The sequence below is a fragment of the Streptomyces sp. NPDC016640 genome (assembly GCF_043076215.1).
Taxonomy (GTDB): domain Bacteria; phylum Actinomycetota; class Actinomycetes; order Streptomycetales; family Streptomycetaceae; genus Streptomyces.
The window spans coordinates 174,547-193,595 of record NZ_JBIBRG010000011.1; the positions used below are offsets into that span (position 1 = coordinate 174,547).

Consider the following 19,049-nt stretch of genomic DNA (forward strand, 5'->3'; position numbering starts at 1 on the left):
AGCACCATGACGCTCGACATCCCGCGCATTGAGCAGCTCCTTGAGGACGGCGTCCGCGACCGGGTCTATCCTGGAGCCGTCTGGGCCGTCGGCGACGCCTCCGGTACGACGGCGAGCGGGGCAGTCGGTCTCCTCGACCCGACCGCCCCCGACGAGCCGATGCGGCTCGACACCGTCTTCGACATCGCCAGTCTCACCAAGATCGTCGCCGTATGGGCCGTCATCGGCACCTTCGTCGAAGAGGGCAAGCTCCAGCTCCACACCCCGCTCGGCACTTTCTGGCCCGAGGTCACCGGCCACCCGCTCGCCCAGGTCACCACCCACGAGCTCCTGACCCACACTGCCGGTCTGCCTCTCCGCGCCAACCTCAAGAACCTCTACGGCACCGACCCACAGGACATCCGCGACGGCGTCCTCCACGAAGCCCTCCACCGCGCGCCCAGCGAAGCCGTCGAGTACACGGATCGGGCCGCCCTGATCCTCGGCTACCTGGCCGAGCACCTCGGTGGGAAGCCCTTCGACAGCCTGGCCGCAAGCCGCATCTGGGAACCTCTCGGCATGACCGAGACCGGCTTCGGCCCTCTCCCTCCGGACGCGGTCGCCCGCTGCGCCCCCACCGAACTCGATGAGGAAACCGGCACCCACCTCAAGGGAACCGCCCACGATTTCTCCGCCCGCCTCCTCCGCGGCACCTGCGGCATCGCCGGCGCGTTCTCCACCCTCACCGACCTTGGCCGCTTCCTCCGCCACATGCTCGCCCCGGCACAGACCGCCTTCGGTCCGTCGTGGATCGCCGACTCCCTCCGTGTCCGCACCGGGGAACTCACCCCCGCCCGCGGCCTCTTCTGGCACCCGGCACCCGGCACCGAACTGCACGAGGACGTCTGGGTCCACTACGGCTTCACCGGCACGGGCATGTGGATCAGCCCCACGGAACGGCGCTGGGCGATCCTCCTGACCAACAAGCTCTACTTCACCCGCGACCGGGAGCCCTTGACCCGCGTCCGGAACACCTTCCGAGCCGCGGCCTTTGCCTAACCTGCACACAACCACGCCGGCACCCGCTTGCGGCCAAACAGACACCGAGTCCGTATCCCATCGGGCGGGCCCGATCACCTTCACCAAGATCCGTCAGAATCCGCGCGGCGCACCACCTCGCTCGGCCCTCAGGGCGACGGCGGAACGCATGGACTGATCTAGAACGCTCGCCCACTTCCCGAGGTGCTCCTTACCGCAGGAAAGGACAACACTCCTGCCATTGCGCAAAGGAGCGCCCGGTATCAGGAAACGCCCCGTAGGACGCGGGACCAGTGGCTAGCGTTTGACCTTATGACTGCTGCCGCACCCGCGCGGGTGGAGCTTCTGACGTCCCTGCACCGTCTGGAGTTACGTTTCGACTCCGCTGCGTCTCTTGTCGCATCGGACGCCCACGACGATCCGGCGACGCTGGAGTGGGGCTGCCGTGCTGTCCTGCCTCTGTGGGAGCCGGACGACGAGGATGCCATGGCCGACAACGCCCGCCTCCTGGGTCCGGACGTCTCGCTGGCCCAGACGTTCCAGGGACAGCGCCAAGAGTTGACAATCCTCTCCATGTCCGGCCTCACGCTGAACCTGTGGCGCATCGGCCACATCTACGCGTCCCTGGACTCACGCAGCAGCAACTACGAGCACTTCGCCCCGCTCTTCGACGAGTCCGGCGATCTCGGCCTCCACAGCGACTTGGAGGAGGGCCTGGTAAGCGGCACGCACGTCGTCATCATCAACCGGGTACTGATCGCGCCGGCGTGGCGCGGCCTGGGCGGCGTCGGCCGGCTATTGATAGGCCGCATGCTCCGGTGGGTGGCCAGCCAGGCGGCGCTCGTGGCGACACATCCCTACCCAATCGACATCCCTGTCATCGAACGGGACGACAGGGCGACGATGACTCGGGAGAAGGCAGTCGCCTAACACACCTGGCAGTCCTTGGGGTTCGAACCCTTCTGCGAGGACCTGTGGGTGATGCAGCCCCATATGAGTGCTCACGACGATGCCGTCAAGCGCCTGGAGACGGCCTTCGGCCGCTACCTCTGAGCCCACCCGATCAACACGCGAGAGGACGCACCGGTACCGCGATGCGCGAGTTCACCAACTACAAGGCACAGCAGAGGCTCGGCGTTCTGCACGCCATCTACCTGGAGACCTTGAACTTCTCCGGAACACATCCTGGGGCGACACTGGCCGACTTCGAGCGCCACTTGCGTCAGCGAGTGGACGCCATGGAAGCGGAACTGGAGGCAGGCGAGGAAGCAGCCGAGGCGGCCGTCGTCACCAAGCCCCTGTCCGGCCCACTCGCCGATCCCGAGCGCCAGCGAGCCTTCCGTCAGCTACAAGAGTCGGGGGCACCGACGTCAGGGCCCGAAAGGGAAGCCTGGTGGAACCAGCGCAGGGCGGTACTCGACGAGATCAAGGCAAGAGGGGTAGCGGAGGCCCTCGACTGGGAGTGCCGCGACTGCGGCGCCCCGGTTGGGGTCGCGTGCCGTACGAGGGGCGGAAGGCCCAAGAAGGAGCCTCACTTCCTCCGGGCCACCGACGCCCAAGCGCCCTATAACCACGCGTACGGGCTGCGCTGAAGGCCAGGACGGTAAACGGTGTCCTGGCCTGACTTCCCAGGTCGTAAGAGCGAAAGCGCAGGGCGACATTGGAACTGGCAAACCAGCTGGCAGCCGCTGGGTGAGCGGCGCCAGTCCCTTCGCCAGCGCTGCGTCAGACAAGTCGCAGCACAGGACGGCTGTCCGGCATTCCCAGCAGCTCACGCACCCTCGCCGGCTTCCAAGCAAGTTCCGCGGCAAGTGCGGGGATCGTTAGTCCAGTGTCCTGTTCCGCCAGCTCGAACGCCTTGCGAAGCATCACCGGCTGTTCCCCGGGGTATCCACGAACTGATTCCGGAGCAAAGCCCGGCTGGCCGTTTAGGCCCCGAAGTCGCTGGTAAGCGCGGCTGATCGTCGCGTCCGAGACCAGTCCGAGTTCCCTATACCGGTAGATGAGCGAACTTACCGACACGCCCCAGGTCTGGGACATGCCAGCCAACTGTGCCAGGTCGACCCGGCGCGGCAGCAGAGGAAGGATCGACTTCTGGGGAGTGAGGAACTCGGCGGCGAAAGCATCCGCCTCCCGCTCCAAACGACTGTCGCCGGTGGCACCCGCGTGGAGGACCAAGTGCCCAAGCTCGTGGGCCGCGCTGAAGCGATATCGGTAGACATCATCAGCGCGATTGGGTGTGAGTACGACGACAGGGCGCAGCAGTCCTGAGCTGGAGAAAGCGTCAACCTTGGATGCTGCCTCGTCGGCCTCCGTAGGCGCCACCACGATAAGACCGTGTGACTCCATTCGGCGTGCTAGGTGGCGAACCGGCCCGTCGCCCAATCCCCAGTGACGCCGGAGCGCTCGCGCAGCGCCCACGGGATCGCCAGGTAGGTCCGTCCCGGGATACACCTCGCCACCCGTGAAGCCCGGAAGGTCCACAGGTGGCAGCTGTACCCGCTTCTCGAGGGCATGAGTCAGTTCCCATACCTGTTCGATGAAGCCGAGAGCTCGCTCGCGCTGGGCCCCGGAGGTGGAACGCAAGGCCCGGAAATGCGCCATTGAGGTATCGACCTTGCCCATCGGCCGGCCTGCGACGAAGAACTGCATCGGCACATCCAACACTTCAGCAAGGCGAGGGATCAGTTCAGGACGAGGGCGGCTGGTACCCGCCTCATACTGACCTACAGCAGCTGCCGACACACCAATGCCGTCTGCGACCTCACGCTTCGTGAGCCCGGCAAGACGTCGCGCCTGTGTCAGCCGGGGCGCGTGGAAGCCGTCCCAGACAGCTCTCGGCGACGTACCACCCAGGCTCGTTCCCGGGAGTAGTGGTTGCTCAATCTTCATTGCCCTCAACAGCGTTTACGAACGCCTCGTACTCGGTCTCACTCTGCGGCGGAGTCCCCGTGGCACGGGCCGCCTCACTGCGCGTGGATAGCGGGACCTCGGGAAGATCACCAGAAGCGAAGTTATCCCCTGCACGCTGATCCGGCACGGCGTAGAGGCGGCTCTCGGCTCCGGTCGTGAGGAGAGACTTCTCGGTCACCCACTGAAGGTTTCCGGCCTCGTCCAGGAGGTTAGCCTGTCCCCACCAGGCTCGTTGCAGGCCACTCATGTTCATCTCGTACGGGATGAGGACCAGACCGGGGCGCGGGTCCCGCTCAGCCAGATCAGCCAGGGATCGTCGTAGGACCAGCTCCTCGCCTTCCACCTGCAGCAACGGATCGGCGACCCAGCGTGGCGTCGGGGCGTCAGTGACTGCGAACAGTTCCCGCATCACCCTCGACAGCTTCTTCGGCCACTTGTCACCCGGCTCGAAGCCGTCGACCGACTCCACGCGGTAGGGACAGAGGAGGGTGTTGTGCACCAGCACGAGTTCATAGAAGGTGCCCGGCTTGATCAGCTCAGTGCCCGGGATGCCGAGGTCAAGCACATGCTCGGCAATCCGGTCGTACTGATTGGTCATGCGAGCCGCTCCCGCGGCGAACTTGTGCTTGGACCGACCGGCCACATGTGACTCGAGCATCGCCGACTCAGTGTCGAGAAGCCCCATCTGGATCGCCAGTCTAAGTCCGGCGACATCCTCCCCAAAGCGAGCACTGGCCCAGGCCGGCATCGGCCCGTCGACGTTCGCGTCCACGCATCACTCCGATTCACGACAGCTTGCGTTGCTCCGAAGATGCTACCGCATGAGCTTTAGTTGATCTCCATGTCTTTGCAACTCTGCTACTCCTCCTCGCCCTCACGGCGGCAAGTTGCCACTCCAGCCTCTGCGACCACGCAAGTCGTGCGTCCTCGCCGTACAGCGTGGAAGTGAGCTGGCGCACCAATCGCGCCGAACTCATAGCGCAGGGGGCCCGCAGTAGCAGACCCACCGCCCGGCCTCATGTCGTGTGGGCACAACTCCGCGTGGAGCTCCTGGGGAAGGTTGCTGCCGCGATGCCGCCCTGGAGATGGGGCCCACAGCGACGGCAACAGTCCCGAAGCGTTCGACACCCTGACCGCCGACTGCATCCCATCCAGGTCCTACCTGGGCTTTCGTCTTGCTCTCGACTAGGAGACATCTCGTCATGGGGCGGTTGTCCACCGGTGGACCCAAACCCGGCAGGCCATGCGCCGAGGAACAGACAAGCTCCTGGACATCGGACGTAGCGAACCCAGGGCACCTCGGTTGCGAGCTTGGTGTCAGCGCACTGAACGGAGGTAACGCTGCACCGTTCGTCTCGAGCAGCCAAGCACGTGCGCGATGTCGTTGACTCGCCATCCGTCTCGGCCCAGACGAATCGCTGTGAGAGCCCGGTCCGGCAAGGGAGTGGTCTCAACGGAGAGCCGGAGCATAGCCGCGATGCGGTCGCGGTCTGCCGGGCCGAGCCCGCCGTACCACCCATGACGGGTTTCCGCGTCCTCCGCGCGCAACGCGAGGGCAAGGCATTGCAAGCGGTCCCCGCAGGCGACGCATGCGGCCAAGAGGTCCTCAGCGGGCCGCTCCCCGTCTTCCGGATGGTAAAGATTTACGTCCACGTCCCTGCATGCCACAGGGACTGGGTCCCAGTGCTGAGGCGATTGGATCAGATTGCGAAGCTCCTGTTCGCGGCCGACGAGGAAATGCAGGCTGTCCATCGAGGGCTCCCAGCCCGTGGCCATGTCCGGTCCACAGTGAATAGCCAGGGTGAGCTGGGAATTGTCCGGCGCACCCACTTGATGTCTTCCGGGTCACGCCCGGTGTGACGGCAAGCGGCAGCGGATCGCAGTTCGGCCCCGAGGCGTACCGGCTTCCCGAGGACCAACCTCGGGTAGCCGGCGTTGCCGCCCTCGCCCTAGCCGGGCGGGTGGGCCTCATCGTCTGTCCGCGTCGCATTTCCCTACGCGCTTCTGGGTTCTATACCTGTCTAAGAACCCGGGAGCCACGAGAGATTCAAGCAACCTCGTCCTGAGACGGGGTGTCTTCGTCAGTCGGCTGGCCCTCGAACTCGTCGGCCGGTTCCTCGCCTTCCTCATCGTCACCGTCTGCGTCGAGGTCGTACGGGTCTTCGGCGATGATCCCGTGCCGCTGTACGCTTCGCTGTTGCCAGACGGGCAACTTGAACAGCACGTCCTGCAGGATGTTCCGCCACGCCTCACAGTCGGCCCGGTCGGCGCCCAGCGAATCGATAGCACGGGTCCCGTCGTCGGCCCTGACCGCCTCTACAGCCTTGACCGCACCCTCAACAGCCTGAATCGAAGTGGCCAGGTCGTGCAGAGCGTTCCCGAGAACCTCAGCCGCGTTTTGGGGTGCCGGTGTCAGCGATGGGCCTTCGCCAGCAGCTGGGAAGGTGCGACGGAGATCTGCGTCGGTGACGAGGATGTCGCGACCGTCTTCGTTCTGTGTTACCTGGCCCGTCTCGTCGACCTTGCGGGTCCTACGGCCCGCCGCAGAGTCGAGGAGCGTCTGCTTCAGCTGGTGCACGCCGTGCGGGGTACTGCGCATGCGGTCGATGACCTCGCCTGGATGCCGCCGGTCGGGTTGATCGTTGTTCTTCGTGCCACGGTCACCCGTAAGCTGGCCGTTGATCACCAAGGGATAGGCACTGCGGGCCGCAAGCTCCCGGGTCGCCACGCCTGGTTCTCCCTTTGTCACCTCCGCAAGTGCGGCTTGGGCAAGCTCCTCCGTACCGCGGAACGTGGCCTCCCAATCCTTGGCCAACTCGCCCGGGAACGCCGACTTCAGGTACTTCCGCATCCGCTCGCGCCGACGGGAGTCCTCTTCCGAAACCGAACGCATGACCAGAGAGGAAGCCACGTCGAGCAGCAGTTTGGTGGTGATGTTTTTGCGGGTGCTCTGTCCGGTGATGGCAACCCGCACAGCGGCGTGAATCGACTGATCGCGTTCGGTGAAGAGCCGGACGATGGCGGCCGCCCGGACGGACGGGTCATCGTTGAATCCGGCGGCCTTCGCCTGATCAGGGGTGAGGGCACCGCGTAGCCAGTCGGCCTTGCTGGGAGTGATCAGTGTCCGCCGCTCGATCTCATCCACCACAGCGTCGGCGAGGGCCTCGTTCTCCGCAGCCTCACCCCAGGGCTTGGGCGAGTCAACGTGCCGGAGCGCAACCAACGACTTCACGGCAACGCCGAAGTCAGCGGTGGTGCCGTCGTGCGGCTCGAAACCGACGAGCAGCAGCGCAGGAAGCCGTTCACAGCGCACAGTGACTGCCACTTCGGGGTCAACCTGTGCTGGGTCACCCGCGGTCGCAATCGCTTCGTTGAGCTTGCGGATATGGGAACGCAATTTCGCCGTGTCCTGAATGTAGGGAACGTCGGCGGACCTGAGGGCGAGCAGGTCATGGGCGCACGTCACACGGCTCGACCCCTCGACGGTGACCGGCACCGTTACACCGGGTGTCTTGTCCTCGTGCTGGAAGGCCGTCGCGGCCAGCCACACCTCCGTCATCACTCCCTGGTGGCGGAGGGACTCGCGCCAGTCGTTGTGGTCGAGCACGTACTCCTTGGACAGTTGCGCCGCCCACGCAAGGTGTTCCTGATTCGCGAGCCTCTGCACGAGTTCCGGGCGACCCCCTGATGCCGCGATCGGCTCAGTCAACGGGCGGAAGCGCGTGCTCTCGCCAGTGCCGATCAGGTTCGAGGCCGGGTGCCGGCGCGACGGACCGATTCGGGGATTTCGCGGGTCCGGGATGATATGGCGCGCCCATACCTCAGCCCGAATGGCCAGAATCACTCCGCCGGGCACCCGCAGCCGCTCCGGGGACTCTGCTGCCCGACGGGCGGCAGACGGGTCGACGACAGCCTGCGCAAGGGCCAAAGCGGCAGGCTCGCCCATGGTGAAGTGCTCGGTGAGTTTGTCGGCGAGCTTCCGTGTTGCGGACGCCAACGCAGGAAGGGGTAGCGCTTCGACGGGGCGGGGCAGCACGGTCTCGCCCGCGCCGGGTGACGTCTCCATCAGGTGTTCTCCGATCTTCGTCCCTGTGTCCATCCAGGTACGCGCCTGGACGCCGTGGTCGTCCAAGGAGATCGGTCACACTGTTTCCCGTTCTCCCCCTCGGCTCGCCCGGGCAAGACCCGATGTGTCCGAGACGGCATCAGCACACTCGACCGCACTTCCGAGACGTACCGGCTTCGTCTGCCGGCGTTGCCGCCCACCGCCAACATGGCGAAGGTGAGGAGCGTGAGTCCGCTGATGTGACTGCCTGAAAGACGCTAGCAGCAGGGGTGACACACACTCAGATTTTGTCGAACGACCACTTTTTGGGCGAGATCTTGTGCTAAACAGCCAGGCTTCCTGGCGCATGTCCATAGGGAAGCGTCCACGATGTCGGCCCATCCTCCGCACGGGCTACGTCAACAGCCTTCGGAGCCGGGCCGCGGACAACGCATAGGACAGCAGAGCGACCACGCGTCCGAGTGACGGGGCTCTCTGGGAGCCATCTGGGAGCCAACCCGCTCTTCGAGCCACTTCCAGACCCCGCGACACCAACTGAGCCCACCCATCCGACCTGCGGAATAGCGGTCGGGGCTGGCAGGCTCGCCAACCGGACCTCGTTCGGGACGAAGAGGTCGTGGGTTCAAATCCCGCCACCCCGACAGAGAAACACCATATGAGGCACCTACTCAATTGAGTAGGTGCCTCACATGTTTCGTCTGCGTGTCCATCCGCGTGACTACCGGTTCCCGCGTGTCAGACAATCGCGATGCGCACGTCCATCGGATGCGGCGAGCGCACGTAGCGGCGGAGCTCCAGGAGCTTGGAGCGGTCCTTGGTCCTCCTGATGTGCCCGCAGAGCTGGTCCTTGGCGTCGCCTTCACCCGGGACGGGCCCGGGAAGGAGAAACCCCGGCTCCTGGTGCGGACCCCGGCGGGCACGGAGTGCGGTGAGCCCCGGCGCACCGAGCGCGGCGTGGTCGTGCTGAAGACGGACGCGGGCGAGCTGAGGGTGTCCCCCGCCGGCGCGACGGCGGTCATGGCGGTGGAGGTCTGTCCGGGGACCGCGCAGGGCGGCTGAGCGCGTCCTTCGGCGGTGGCGCGATCCCGTGCGGGGGTTCCGGCCGGCACGGGCCGGGAGCGCGTCGCGGTGTACTACCGTTCAGGAACGCGCGGACTGTGCGGGGGGAGGATCGGTGAGCGCTCGCATTCTGGTGGCCGAGGACGACGAGAAACAGTCCCGGCTGATCCGGATCTATCTGGAGCGGGAGGGGAACGCCGTGCAGGTCGTGGCCGACGGCCGCGCGGCGCTGGAACGGGCCCGTTCGTCGAAACCCGATCTCATCGTCCTCGACGTGATGCTGCCGCTGGTCGACGGGCTGGACGTGTGCCGCATCCTGCGCACCGAATCGGACGTTCCCATTCTGCTTCTCACCGCCCGCACCACCGAGGAGGACATGCTCCTCGGCCTCGACCTGGGTGCCGACGACTACCTCACCAAGCCCTACAGCCCCCGCGAACTGACCGCGCGGGTAAGGGCGTTGCTGCGCCGCTCGCGGAAGACCGCCGGTGCGGCGGAGACCGCGGTGCTGCGGGTGGGCGCGGTGGAACTGGACACCGCGCGCTTCGAGGTCAGGGTGGCGGGCCGGCCCGTGGCCCTGACCGCGAAGGAGTTCGCCGTCCTGGAGGCGCTGGCCCGGGAGCCGGGCCGGGTCTTCACCCGCGCGCAGATCATCGAGCGCGTCTTCGGCTTCGACCACCACGTGCAGGAGCGGACCGTCGACGCCCACGTGATGAACCTGCGCCGGAAACTGGAGACGGATCCCGGACGCCCGCGCCACCTGGAGACGGTGTACGGCCGGGGCTACCGCCTCAACGGAGGACCCGCCCCGGCCTCTTCCTGACGCCCCGGCTCACCCGCGGCCCGCCGGTCCGCCCCGGCCCGCGCCCGCCGGTCCGTCCGCGCCCGCCGGTTCCCCTCCCGGGACCGAGGGCAGGGTGATGGTGAACGTCGTGCCCGCCCCGAGCGTGCTGCGCACCTCGATCGTCCCCCGGTGGTCGGTGACGATCTGGCGGGCGATGGACAGCCCCAGACCGCTGCCGCCGGTCGCCCGGCCCCGGGAGGCGTCCGCCCGCCAGAAGCGGTCGAAGAGATGCGGCAGGTCCTCCTCCGCTATGCCCCTGCCGGTGTCCCGCACTTCCACGACGGCCAGTTCGCCCCGGGGGACGAGGGCCAGGGTCACGCTGCCGCCCGTCCCGGTCGCCCGCAGCGCGTTGCCGAGCAGGTTGCCGACGGCCTGGCGCAGCCGGTCCGGGTCCGCGGTCACGAGGACCGGCCGCGGTGCCTGGAGCGCGAGCGTGACGCCCGCCGCCTCGGCCTGCGCGTGGTGGGCCCGGCGGCCGGCCTCCAGCAGTTCCCTCAGGTCGACCTCGGCGGGGTGGTAGGTGAGCCGGCCGGCCTCCGCCAGCGCGAGGTCCTGCAGGTCGTCCACGATCCGCTGCTGCAGCATCGCCTCCTCGTGCAGGGAGTCGAGCAGTTCGGGGGTCGGCTCGACCACACCGTCCCGCAGGGCCTCCAGGTAGCCGCGCAGATTGGCCAGCGGGGTGCGCAGTTCGTGCGCGATGTCACCGGTGAGGCGGCGCTGGCGCTCCTCGCCGGCCCGGAGGGAATCGGCCATGCGGTTGAAGGCGCCGCCGAGCTGGGCGATCTCGTCCCGCCCCGAGACGGGGACCCTGCGGTCCAGATCGCCCTCGCCGAGTCCCTTCGCGGCCAGCGTCATGGCCCGGACGGGGCGCAGCACGGCCCGGCTCAGGAGCAGGGCGCCGAGGACGGCCGCGAGCGCGACGCCCACCGCGACGGCCACGGTGGGCGCGGCGGCCAGGGTGGGCGGGGACTCGTCCCGGACGCCCAGCCGGATCTCCAGACGCGGCGGGGCGACGGAAGCGGTCCGTTCGTCGAACACCCGCTGCAGGCAGTCGGTGAGGCGCCGCTCGCTCTCGCACCGCCGGACCGCGTCGAGGTCCCGCGCGGTCGGCGGGTTCGCTCCCGGCCTCGGCTCCTCGCACCGCGCGGGCCGCCGGTCGGTGCCGATCCGGGGCACCCCCACGTCGTCCGCGGCGGCCCTCACCTCCGCCCCGGCCCGGGTCAGACAGGCTCCGTACGCCACCGCCGCGCGGTAGTCGGCGATCGCCGTGGCGGCGAGTTTCACCGGGGTCCGCGGTGTGCGGCCGGCCGGGAACCGCAGGACGGGGCGCGGGTCGACCAGGACCGGCGGCTGGCTGCTGGGCGCGCGGGGGTCGCGGCCGGCGAGCGCGTCGGAGTCGGCGAGCAGGACGTCCGACTCCGTGACGATCCGGATGCGCTGGCCGGTGTCCCGGGCGAGTTCGCCCACCGTGGGCGAGAGCCCCTCCCAGGTGCCGTGCGCGAATCCGTACGCGCGCAGTTCACCGGTGATGCGGGAGACCTCCTGGCGGCCGGCCGTGACGGTCTCCTGGACCTGACGGGTCACCTGACGCAGCGTCAGCCACGCCGTGGCGGCGGTGGCGGTCAGCGCCACCAGCATGAGCAGACCGAGCACACGGAGCCGGAAGCTCACCGCGCCCCCTCCATTCGTTTCCGGTTGTCAACAGGGCATCGTCGGTCAACAGCCGCCAGAAATGGCCCATTTACATCACTTGAGCGCTTTCTGGTCTCTGATGAATGAAAAACGGTCACTAGCCGACGGAATTCTTTCTTCACCCTATTTCGGGGGCGATCGTACTGAAGTCCGCTCGCATCCCGGTTGGTGCAGGGGGGCGCCGCCTTCGCTCCGGCCTCGTCCGGCACGCGAGCGCGGCACGGAAGGACAACACAAGGGGGTTCATCATGAAGCGAGTCGCAGCTCTCGTACCGCTGCTCACGGCGGTCGCCGTGGCCGTCCCGCTGTCCCTGGCCACGCCGGCCGCCGCGCACGCCGCGTGCGGTACGACGGTCTCGGACAAGGACGGCAGCTCGTGGGGGAAGACGGCCGACGGGGCCAACCAGCGCAGCGGCTCCAGCACCGGCTGCGTGGCCAAGGGCGTTGCCTACAACACCCACTCGCTGGACTACCACTGCTACACCGTCGGCAACGACGACTACACCTGGACGTACCTGAGAAACGACGCCACCGGTGTCACCGGCTGGGTGCGTGACGACCTGCTGAGCGACGGCGGCAGCTACGTCAGCTGCGGTTTCTGACGGTTCCTCCGTCACATCGGGCAGTTCGCAGTGACGCACCGGCAGGGGCGGTCCCGCACGGGACCGCCCCTGTCCCGTGCGGGACCGCCGGACCGGCCGCCGGACGACTGCGGTCATGTGCCGGACAGTGCCACCGTCGGGGAGAGCCTGCTCGCGCGGACCGCGGGATACAGGCCGGCGACCATGCCGATGACCAGGGTCGAGGCGACGCCCGCCAGGCTCGCCCACGCCGGGACCACCGTCGGCCAGTCGCGGCTGAGGGCGTATCCCGCCGTGATCAGGGTCCCGAGGACCGTTCCGGCCAGACCCCCGATGAGCGACAGCAGCAGTGACTCCGTCACGAACTGCGTGCGGATCTGGCCCTTGGTCGCCCCGAGGGCGCGCCGCAGACCGATCTCCGGACGCCGTTCCAGCACCGAGATGACCATGGTGTTGCCCACGCCCACACCACCGACCAGCAGGGCGACCCCGCCGAGGCCGAGCAGCAGCCCGGTCAGTGCCGACTCGGTGGCCTCGCGGGCGGCGAGCGCGTCGGAGGGCCGTGAGATGCGCACCTCGCCCGGATTCTCGGGGTGTGCCGTGGCCGGGAGCACCGCCCGGACCGCGCCGACCCGGCTGTCCTCCGCCCGGACGTACACCGTCGAGGGATGGCCGTCGAAGCCTAGATGGGTCCGGGCCGCGGGCCATCCGACCAGGGCGGCGCCGTCCAGTTCCGGTGCCAGCGGTACCGGGTCGAGGACGCCGATCAGCGAGAACCAGCGGCCGCCGAGCCAGACCCGGGTGCCCGGGGTGTACACGTCGAGCCGCTGGGCGGCGGTGGCACCGAGCACCACCGCCGGGTACCCGTCCGTGGCGGAGTCCAGCCAGCGTCCCGTGCGGACCCGGCCGCCGACGGCCGGCAGCAGTTCGGTGCCGGCCGCGAGGACGGTGAGGGAGCCGGTCCGGCCGATGGCGATGTGGTCGTTGCGGTAGACGTGCGCGTCGGTCGCGCCGGTGGCGGCCACCTGCCGCACCGGCGGGATGCGACGGACCATCGCGACCGCCTCGTAGGGCAGTCGGGCGCGCTCGCCCGTCAGTGACTCGCCCGGCGCCACCCGCAGCAGATTGGTGCCGAGGGCGTCGAGCCGCCGGTCCACCTCCGCCTGCCCGGAGCCGGAGATGCCGACCACCGCGATCATCGCGGCGACGCCGATGGCGATCCCGAGCGCGGAGAGGAAGACCCTCAGCGGACGGGTCCGCAGTCCCGTTCCGCCGAGCCGTACGACGTCCGCGGGGCCGAGCCGCGCGGCCCGCAGCCGGCCGCCGGACTCCTCCGCCCGCCGGCGCCGCCGGCCGCGGGCCGGTGCGGCCGGCGCACGCCGGCCGGGCGACGCGGGTTCCGTGCCGGGCGGGTTCGGGGTGCCGTCCGTCATCGCGACGCTCCGGCCGCCGTGCCACTGCTCTCCCCCGCCGCCGGCCCGGCCGCCGTGTCGGCGACCAGGCGGCCGTCGCGCATCTCGACGCGTCGCGGGAGTCCCGCGGCGATCTCGCGGTCGTGGGTGATGACCACGACGGTGGTGCCGCCCGCGTGCAGTTCGCGCAGCAGGGCGAGTACGGCGGCTCCGGACGCGGAGTCGAGGTTGCCGGTCGGCTCGTCCGCGAGCAGCACCGAGGGCTCACCGACCACGGCACGGGCCACCGCGACCCGCTGCCGTTCCCCGCCGGAGAGCTGGTGGGGCAGGTGCCGGACGCGGTGGCTGAGCCCGACCCGCTCCAGCGCGGCCCCGGCCTTCGCCCGGCGGCGCCGCAGCGGGACGCCCGCGTAGAGCAGCCCGTCCGCCACCGAGTCCAGGACCGGGACGCCGACCGCGAGATGGAACTGCTGGAAGACGAAGCCGATCCGGGTGGCCCGCAGCGCGGAGACCTCGCGGTCGGACAGCTTCGCCACGTCGTGGCCGTCGACCAGGACGCGGCCCGCGGAAGGCCGGTCGAGGCTGCCCATGAGGTGGAGCATGCTGGACTTGCCGGAGCCGGACGGACCGACCACCCCGACCAGTTCCCCGCGCCCGATCCGCAGACTCACGTCACGGACCGCGGCCACTCCACCGGGATACGTCTTGGAGACGGCGTCGAACTCGACGACGGCCTGGGACCCGCCGCTCACTCCGGAATCCTCACTTTCAGTCCCGCGCGCACCGCGGGCCCGCTCACTTCCACCCTGCCGTCCGCGAACAGTCCGGTCTCGGCGGCGACGAAGCGTCCGTCCGCCGTCTCCAGTCCGTGGCCGCCCTCCGCGAGGGCGACCAGCGCGGCGACCGGGACGGTCAGCACGTCCTTCACCTCGCGGCCGACGTACTCGACGGTGACGGGGCCGCCCTCCAGCCGCCCCACGGACTTCTGGTCCCTGATGGTGACGGTCACCGGCAGGGTCGCGGCGCCCTGCCCCGAACCCTCCTCGCCGGTACCGCCCCCGGGCGCCACGGCCTGCCTGCCCACGGACGCCACCTCGCCCTCCACGGTCCTGCCGTCGGGCAGCCGGACCCGTACCGCCGTGCCGCGTACGGCCCAGGACGCGTCCGCGGCCGAGGCGTTGACGACGACCTTGCGTGCCGTACCGGTGTACGTGAGGGTGTTCTCGCCGGCGGCCTCGCCGAGCCGGACACCCGGCCGGCCGATCCTCACCTCGCCGGCGGAGTAGACGACGTCCCCGATGCCGACCGTGCCGGTCTCTGGCACCCCGAGCGACTTCTGCCAGCGTTTCACCGCGCCTGCCGTTCTCGCCGTGAAGGACTCGTCCACCGTGAAGCCGGTGTAGCCGAGCGCGGCCAGGTTCGTCTCGAACTGCAGGACGTCCATGCCCTCGATCTCCGTCGTCGCGGTGGTCCCGGCGCCCGTCGGCTCCGGTGCCGTGGGGGGAGTGTCCGCTGCGCCCTTGCCGGTCCCGCCGTCCGGTTGCCCCGCGCCGGATCCGGGGGCCGCGGTCCCCGCCGCGGTGCCGGTCCCGGAAGTCCCGGTACCGGGGGTGTCGCCCCCCGTGGCGGTGCCGCCGCCGGTCGTGCTCCCGCCACCGGCCGCCGTGGCGGCCGGCCCCAGATCCCGGTACATGGGCAGCGACCCGTAGAGCAGGACCACCGGGCGGTCGTCGACACGCAGCAGCGTGTCGCCGCGCTCCACCCGGGCGCCCGCCTCGGGCAGCCAGGTCACCGTCCCGGTCGCCTTGACCGGCAGGGGTATCTCCGTTCCGTACCCCAACTGGCCGTCCACCTGGGTGCGTTCGGTCAGGGTGGCCCGGGTCACCGGGACCAGCGAACCGGACCGGGGCGGCGCGCCCGGCCCCTCGTCCCCGCCGCCGCCGAGCCCCAGGGCACCCACCACGGCGACCGCCGCCACGACGGCCACGGCGAGGGCGGTCAGCGCCGCCCGCCGTCCCCGCCCGCCGCGCGGCGGCTCGGAGGCCGTACCGGGCTCGTCATCGGTCTGCGCCACCGTCTCCGCCATGATCAGCCCTTGCCGGGTCCCGGGTTCTCCGGAACGCCCACGATCGGCCCGCAGATCCGGATGGCCCGCTTCGCACCGGCCGAGCTCTGGTCCCACTCGCCCTGCCCGAGACCGTCGGGGCCCGGGTCGGGGAAGTCGGCGGCCCCGTTCTCCTGCATGCACCGCGCGTACCGCTGCTTCACCTCGATCTGCTCGGGGGTGAGCTTGTTCTGGTTGCCCTTCTCGAGACTCTCGGGCACGGCCGCCAGGAGGTCGGCGCACTTCTCCGTGGCGGCCCGGAACTTCGCGTCCTTCTTCAGGGTCGCGTCGCCGCCGAAGTCGATGTTCCCCTTCTCGTCCGGGTCCGGGGCGTCGACCCCGTTCTCCCGCAGGCACTTCACGTACTCGCGCTGCGCCCGCACGTAGGCGGCCACGTCGTCCCCGCCGCCCGCCCCGTCCGACCCCGCGGACGGCGTGGTCGCGCCGCCGCTCGCGGCCGTCGGGATGTCCGACTCGCCCCCGTCGCCCCCGCAGCCGGTCAGCGCCAGCACCACGACCGAGGCCGCCGCGGCCAGCAGTACCCGATTCGTCCTCACCGGTTCTCCCGCTCTCCCGTCGGGCCCGTCCGCGGACGCGGCGGGCGGACCGACCGTAGGCCGGAGCCGATGAAGAACCCTTGAAGAACCCGTCAGCCGCCCGTTCGACCGCACGCCGCCCCGTCACGACCGGCGCCGGGGCGGCCCGCGCCCACACCCCTCCCCCGAAGAGGACGCGGCCCTCACGTCACGCCGGAAGGGCCGGTGTGCGGGCGATCGGCGGCGTGAACAAGAACCACAGGGCACTCGTCCACCGCGGACGGCGGGCCGCTTCCCGGACATCGGTCGTGCGACGAGCCCGCCGACGGGGACGGATGCGCGCTCGTGCCGGGTACGGCAGTCTTGGGGCCGCTCACATTGCCGACAGCGGCCACGGTCTGGTGTGGTGGTTGGGTGGGCCGCGGCCCGGGAAGGATCACATCATGATCATTTTTGGTACCAAAGGGTACTTGTACCAGCTCGCGATACTGACGCTCGTGTGCGCGCAGTGTGGGAATCCCTCCGCGCACACGCTGAGGAAGCGGGTCACGAAGTTCACGCTGTTCTTCGTGCCGCTGTTCCCGGTCTCGACGAAGTACACGACGCAGTGCACGTTCTGCGGCGCGGAGCAGAAGGTGACCCAGGAGCAGGCCGAGCAGCTCCAGGCGCAGGCCCTCGGCGGGCCGGGCGGGCAGGGGCACGGGCAGCCCCAGCAGCAGCCGTACCAGTCCTGACCCGGGGACCGGGGGCCGGTGGGCGCCGGCGGCTCAGCCGTTCCACGTCCCGTCGTACGGATCGGCCGGGGGCGGCACCGGCTCGGCCCGGACGACCTCGACGTACGGGACCGGGCCGTCGTTGACGGGGTCCTTCGTCCGGCGCGGGGTGTAGGTTCCGGTGATCTCCAGCCAGGTGTCCGGTTGCAGGACCGGGGGGATGGAGCCGGTCAGGGCGATCTTGACCGGCTGGGCGTCCGCGGCGCAGCAGTTGAGGCTCATGCGGACCAGATACGGGGCTCCGGCGCGGTCCAGCGCCACGAAGCCGGTGATGCGCAGGGGGCGGCCGCGCAGGTGACGGCCGTTGTCGTGGACCGCGCGGGCCGCGTACTCCGCCACCCCCAGGCGCAGGGGGCCCCGCGCGGGGAGGTCGGGGAAGCCGGGGGGTTCCCGCAGGGCCGTACCGGTGCGGGTGGCGCTGTAGGAGCCGAGCGGTGGCGGGGCCACCAGGATCAGCGCGAAGAGGGGGAGGGCGAGGAGCCAGCTGATCCGGGGCTCCCGGTGAGGGGCGTGCCCGTCCTCCCGGGGCCGGCGGCGCCACTCGTACCGGACCGTCGCCACGGCCGTCGCGATCAGCACCGCGCCCGAGAGCAGGAGCAGCGGGCGCAGGCCCGCCCTGACGTAGCGCAGGTGCAGGTCGGTCAGGCCGGTGTGCAGCACCGTCACGCCGAGCAGGAACAGCAGGGCCGCCTGGGCCTGGCGGTTCGGGTGCGTCGCCGCCGACCGCCGCTTCGGCCGAGGCCGCGACCGCGGCTCGGGCTTCACAGCAGGACCGCTCCCGTCAGGGCCGAGACCGCCACCGCCAGGACGAACGTCGCGGGGGCGAAGCGCAGGGCGAAGGCACGGCCGAACGTGCCCGCCTGCATGGCGAACAGCTTCAGGTCGATCATGGGGCCCACGACCAGGAAGGCGAGCCGGGCCGTCGGCGAGAACTGGGTCAGCGACGCCGCCACGAACGCGTCCGCCTCCGAGCAGATCGACAGCAGGACCGCCAGGACCGCGAGCACCAGCACCGACAGCACCGGGTGGCCGGCCGCCGCGCGCAGCCACTCCGCCGGGACCACCGCCTTCAGCGTCGCCGCCGCCATCGCGCCGGCCACCAGGAAACCGCCCGCGTGCGTCACGTCGTGCCGCACCGAGCCCCAGAACGCCGCGCCCCTGCTCCGCCCCCCGGAGGACGAACGGGCGGGCGGGCGCAGCCAGTCGGTACGGCCGTGGCGCTGCCAGAGCCAGCCCATCGCGCACGCCACCAGCAGGCTCGCGACGAAACGGGCGAGGACCATCCCGGGGTCGTTCGGGAAGGCCACCGCCGTCGCCGTCAGCACGATCGGGTTGATCGCGGGGGCGGACAGCAGGAACGCCAGGGCCGCCGCCGGGGCCACGCCCGTGCGTACCAGCGCGCCCGCCACCGGGACGGACGCGCACTCGCACCCCGGCAGCACCGCGCCCGCCGCGCCCGCGACCGGTACGGCCAGCGCGGGACGCCCCGGCAGGGCGCGGGCGAAGAACGACGGCGGGACGAAGACGGCGATCGCCGCCGACAGCAGGACGCCGAGCACCAGGAAGGGGAGGGCCTGGACGAACACCGCCACGAACACCGTCATCCAGCTCTGCGTCACCGGGGCGGCCAGGGCCCGGCGGACGGGTTCCTGGAACATCACGGCCGTGAGCAGGACGAGGGTGAGGAGGAGGGGGGAGTCGAGGTGGCGGGACTCCTCGGAGGGCGTGCCGGGTCCGGACGCGCCGGGCCCGGGGACGTCGGGTCCCGGGACGTCGGCCACGGGGTCGTCAGGTCCGGGGCCGTCGGGTCCGGGGGCGTCGGCGGGTCCGGGGCGGCCGGTTCCGCGCGGGGCCGATCCGGTGAGGGCCACGGGCCGGGTGCACCTCCGGACATGCGCGCGGGCGGGCGGGGCCACCGCTCGGGCTCCCTGCCCATGGATACGCGGGAGGGGGGCCGGCCGTTCAAGCCCGGCCGGTCCCCTCTGGAACCACCCGCCGGCATCGGGCAGTCTCTCCCCCCGTGGTGAGCCTTCTTCCCGAACCGGCCCTTCC

The 19,049-nt window shown here is 70.3% G+C and carries 18 protein-coding genes; 7 read left to right on the top strand and 11 right to left on the bottom strand.

Annotated elements, in window-relative coordinates; translation table 11 throughout:
* Window positions 1–6 precede the first annotated feature (6 nt).
* The 3 genes from ACF07S_RS22975 to ACF07S_RS22985 all read left to right on the top strand — a co-directional run bounded on the left by ACF07S_RS22975 (window position 7) and on the right by ACF07S_RS22985 (window position 2,609).
* Window positions 7–1,038 carry a serine hydrolase domain-containing protein gene (locus tag ACF07S_RS22975; protein ID WP_391974970.1) on the top strand — a complete coding sequence of 344 codons (1,032 nt, stop codon included), beginning with the start codon at window positions 7–9 and terminating at the stop codon, window positions 1,036–1,038.
* A gap of 291 nt (window positions 1,039–1,329) precedes the next feature.
* Window positions 1,330–1,947 carry a hypothetical protein gene (locus ACF07S_RS22980; RefSeq protein WP_391974971.1) on the top strand — a complete coding sequence of 206 codons (618 nt, stop codon included), beginning with the start codon at window positions 1,330–1,332 and terminating at the stop codon, window positions 1,945–1,947.
* Between the two features lie 164 nt (window positions 1,948–2,111).
* Entirely contained in the window at window positions 2,112–2,609 is a 498-nt protein-coding gene (locus ACF07S_RS22985) for a hypothetical protein (protein WP_391974972.1), read from the top strand.
* 133 nt (window positions 2,610–2,742) lie between these two features.
* Here the strand turns inward: ACF07S_RS22985 and ACF07S_RS22990 are convergent, their stop codons facing one another.
* From ACF07S_RS22990 to ACF07S_RS23005, 4 genes are all read right to left on the bottom strand, one after another.
* Complete coding sequence (locus ACF07S_RS22990; protein ID WP_391975012.1) at window positions 2,743–3,903, bottom strand: helix-turn-helix domain-containing protein; 1,161 nt, start codon at window positions 3,901–3,903, stop codon at window positions 2,743–2,745.
* Window positions 3,899–4,702: a hypothetical protein gene (locus ACF07S_RS22995; protein WP_391974973.1), complete on the bottom strand. Its 804-nt coding sequence runs from the start codon at window positions 4,700–4,702 to the stop codon at window positions 3,899–3,901. Before ACF07S_RS22995 ends, ACF07S_RS22990 begins: the two co-directional genes overlap by 5 nt.
* Before the next feature lie 545 nt (window positions 4,703–5,247).
* Window positions 5,248–5,706, bottom strand: a complete 459-nt coding sequence (locus ACF07S_RS23000) for a helix-turn-helix domain-containing protein (RefSeq protein WP_391974974.1) — start codon at window positions 5,704–5,706, stop codon at window positions 5,248–5,250.
* Window positions 5,707–5,977: 271 nt separating this feature from the next.
* Window positions 5,978–8,062 carry a hypothetical protein gene (locus tag ACF07S_RS23005; RefSeq protein WP_391974975.1) on the bottom strand — a complete coding sequence of 695 codons (2,085 nt, stop codon included), beginning with the start codon at window positions 8,060–8,062 and terminating at the stop codon, window positions 5,978–5,980.
* 762 nt (window positions 8,063–8,824) lie between these two features.
* Here ACF07S_RS23005 and ACF07S_RS23010 point away from each other — a divergent pair.
* Together ACF07S_RS23010 and ACF07S_RS23015 are read left to right on the top strand one after the other, a co-directional pair.
* A complete protein-coding gene (locus tag ACF07S_RS23010; RefSeq protein ID WP_391974976.1) occupies window positions 8,825–9,055 on the top strand; it encodes a hypothetical protein in 231 nt (76 codons plus the stop codon).
* A gap of 115 nt (window positions 9,056–9,170) precedes the next feature.
* Entirely contained in the window at window positions 9,171–9,878 is a 708-nt protein-coding gene (locus ACF07S_RS23015) for a response regulator transcription factor (RefSeq protein WP_391962894.1), read from the top strand.
* A 9-nt stretch (window positions 9,879–9,887) separates the two neighbouring features.
* Here ACF07S_RS23015 and ACF07S_RS23020 read toward each other — a convergent pair whose 3' ends face one another.
* Window positions 9,888–11,570, bottom strand: a complete 1,683-nt coding sequence (locus ACF07S_RS23020) for an ATP-binding protein (protein ID WP_391974977.1) — start codon at window positions 11,568–11,570, stop codon at window positions 9,888–9,890.
* A 269-nt stretch (window positions 11,571–11,839) separates the two neighbouring features.
* Between ACF07S_RS23020 and ACF07S_RS23025 the strand changes: the two genes are divergently transcribed.
* Complete coding sequence (locus ACF07S_RS23025) at window positions 11,840–12,193, top strand: SH3 domain-containing protein (protein WP_391962892.1); 354 nt, start codon at window positions 11,840–11,842, stop codon at window positions 12,191–12,193.
* Between the two features lie 113 nt (window positions 12,194–12,306).
* On the opposite strand, the gene ACF07S_RS23030 is transcribed toward ACF07S_RS23025, so the two are convergent.
* The 4 genes from ACF07S_RS23030 to ACF07S_RS23045 are packed head-to-tail and all read right to left on the bottom strand — an operon-like array spanning window position 12,307 to window position 16,245.
* Window positions 12,307–13,605 carry an ABC transporter permease gene (locus ACF07S_RS23030; RefSeq protein WP_391962891.1) on the bottom strand — a complete coding sequence of 433 codons (1,299 nt, stop codon included), beginning with the start codon at window positions 13,603–13,605 and terminating at the stop codon, window positions 12,307–12,309.
* Window positions 13,602–14,336, bottom strand: a complete 735-nt coding sequence (locus tag ACF07S_RS23035; protein WP_391962890.1) for an ABC transporter ATP-binding protein — start codon at window positions 14,334–14,336, stop codon at window positions 13,602–13,604. The genes ACF07S_RS23030 and ACF07S_RS23035 overlap by 4 nt, the downstream gene beginning before the upstream one ends.
* Window positions 14,333–15,670 (bottom strand): peptidoglycan-binding protein, encoded by a 1,338-nt coding sequence (locus ACF07S_RS23040; RefSeq protein ID WP_391974978.1) that lies wholly within the window; start codon window positions 15,668–15,670, stop codon window positions 14,333–14,335. Before ACF07S_RS23040 ends, ACF07S_RS23035 begins: the two co-directional genes overlap by 4 nt.
* A 2-nt stretch (window positions 15,671–15,672) precedes the next feature.
* Window positions 15,673–16,245 (bottom strand): hypothetical protein, encoded by a 573-nt coding sequence (locus ACF07S_RS23045; protein ID WP_391974979.1) that lies wholly within the window; start codon window positions 16,243–16,245, stop codon window positions 15,673–15,675.
* A 422-nt stretch (window positions 16,246–16,667) separates the two neighbouring features.
* Between ACF07S_RS23045 and ACF07S_RS23050 the strand changes: the two genes are divergently transcribed.
* Window positions 16,668–16,958, top strand: a complete 291-nt coding sequence (locus tag ACF07S_RS23050; protein WP_391974980.1) for a zinc-ribbon domain-containing protein — start codon at window positions 16,668–16,670, stop codon at window positions 16,956–16,958.
* Between the two features lie 33 nt (window positions 16,959–16,991).
* On the opposite strand, the gene ACF07S_RS23055 is transcribed toward ACF07S_RS23050, so the two are convergent.
* Together ACF07S_RS23055 and ACF07S_RS23060 are read right to left on the bottom strand one after the other, a co-directional pair.
* A complete protein-coding gene (locus ACF07S_RS23055) occupies window positions 16,992–17,762 on the bottom strand; it encodes a TIGR03943 family putative permease subunit (RefSeq protein ID WP_391974981.1) in 771 nt (256 codons plus the stop codon).
* Window positions 17,759–18,778, bottom strand: a complete 1,020-nt coding sequence (locus ACF07S_RS23060; protein WP_391975013.1) for a permease — start codon at window positions 18,776–18,778, stop codon at window positions 17,759–17,761. The genes ACF07S_RS23055 and ACF07S_RS23060 overlap by 4 nt, the downstream gene beginning before the upstream one ends.
* Window positions 18,779–19,049: the final 271 nt, after the last annotated feature.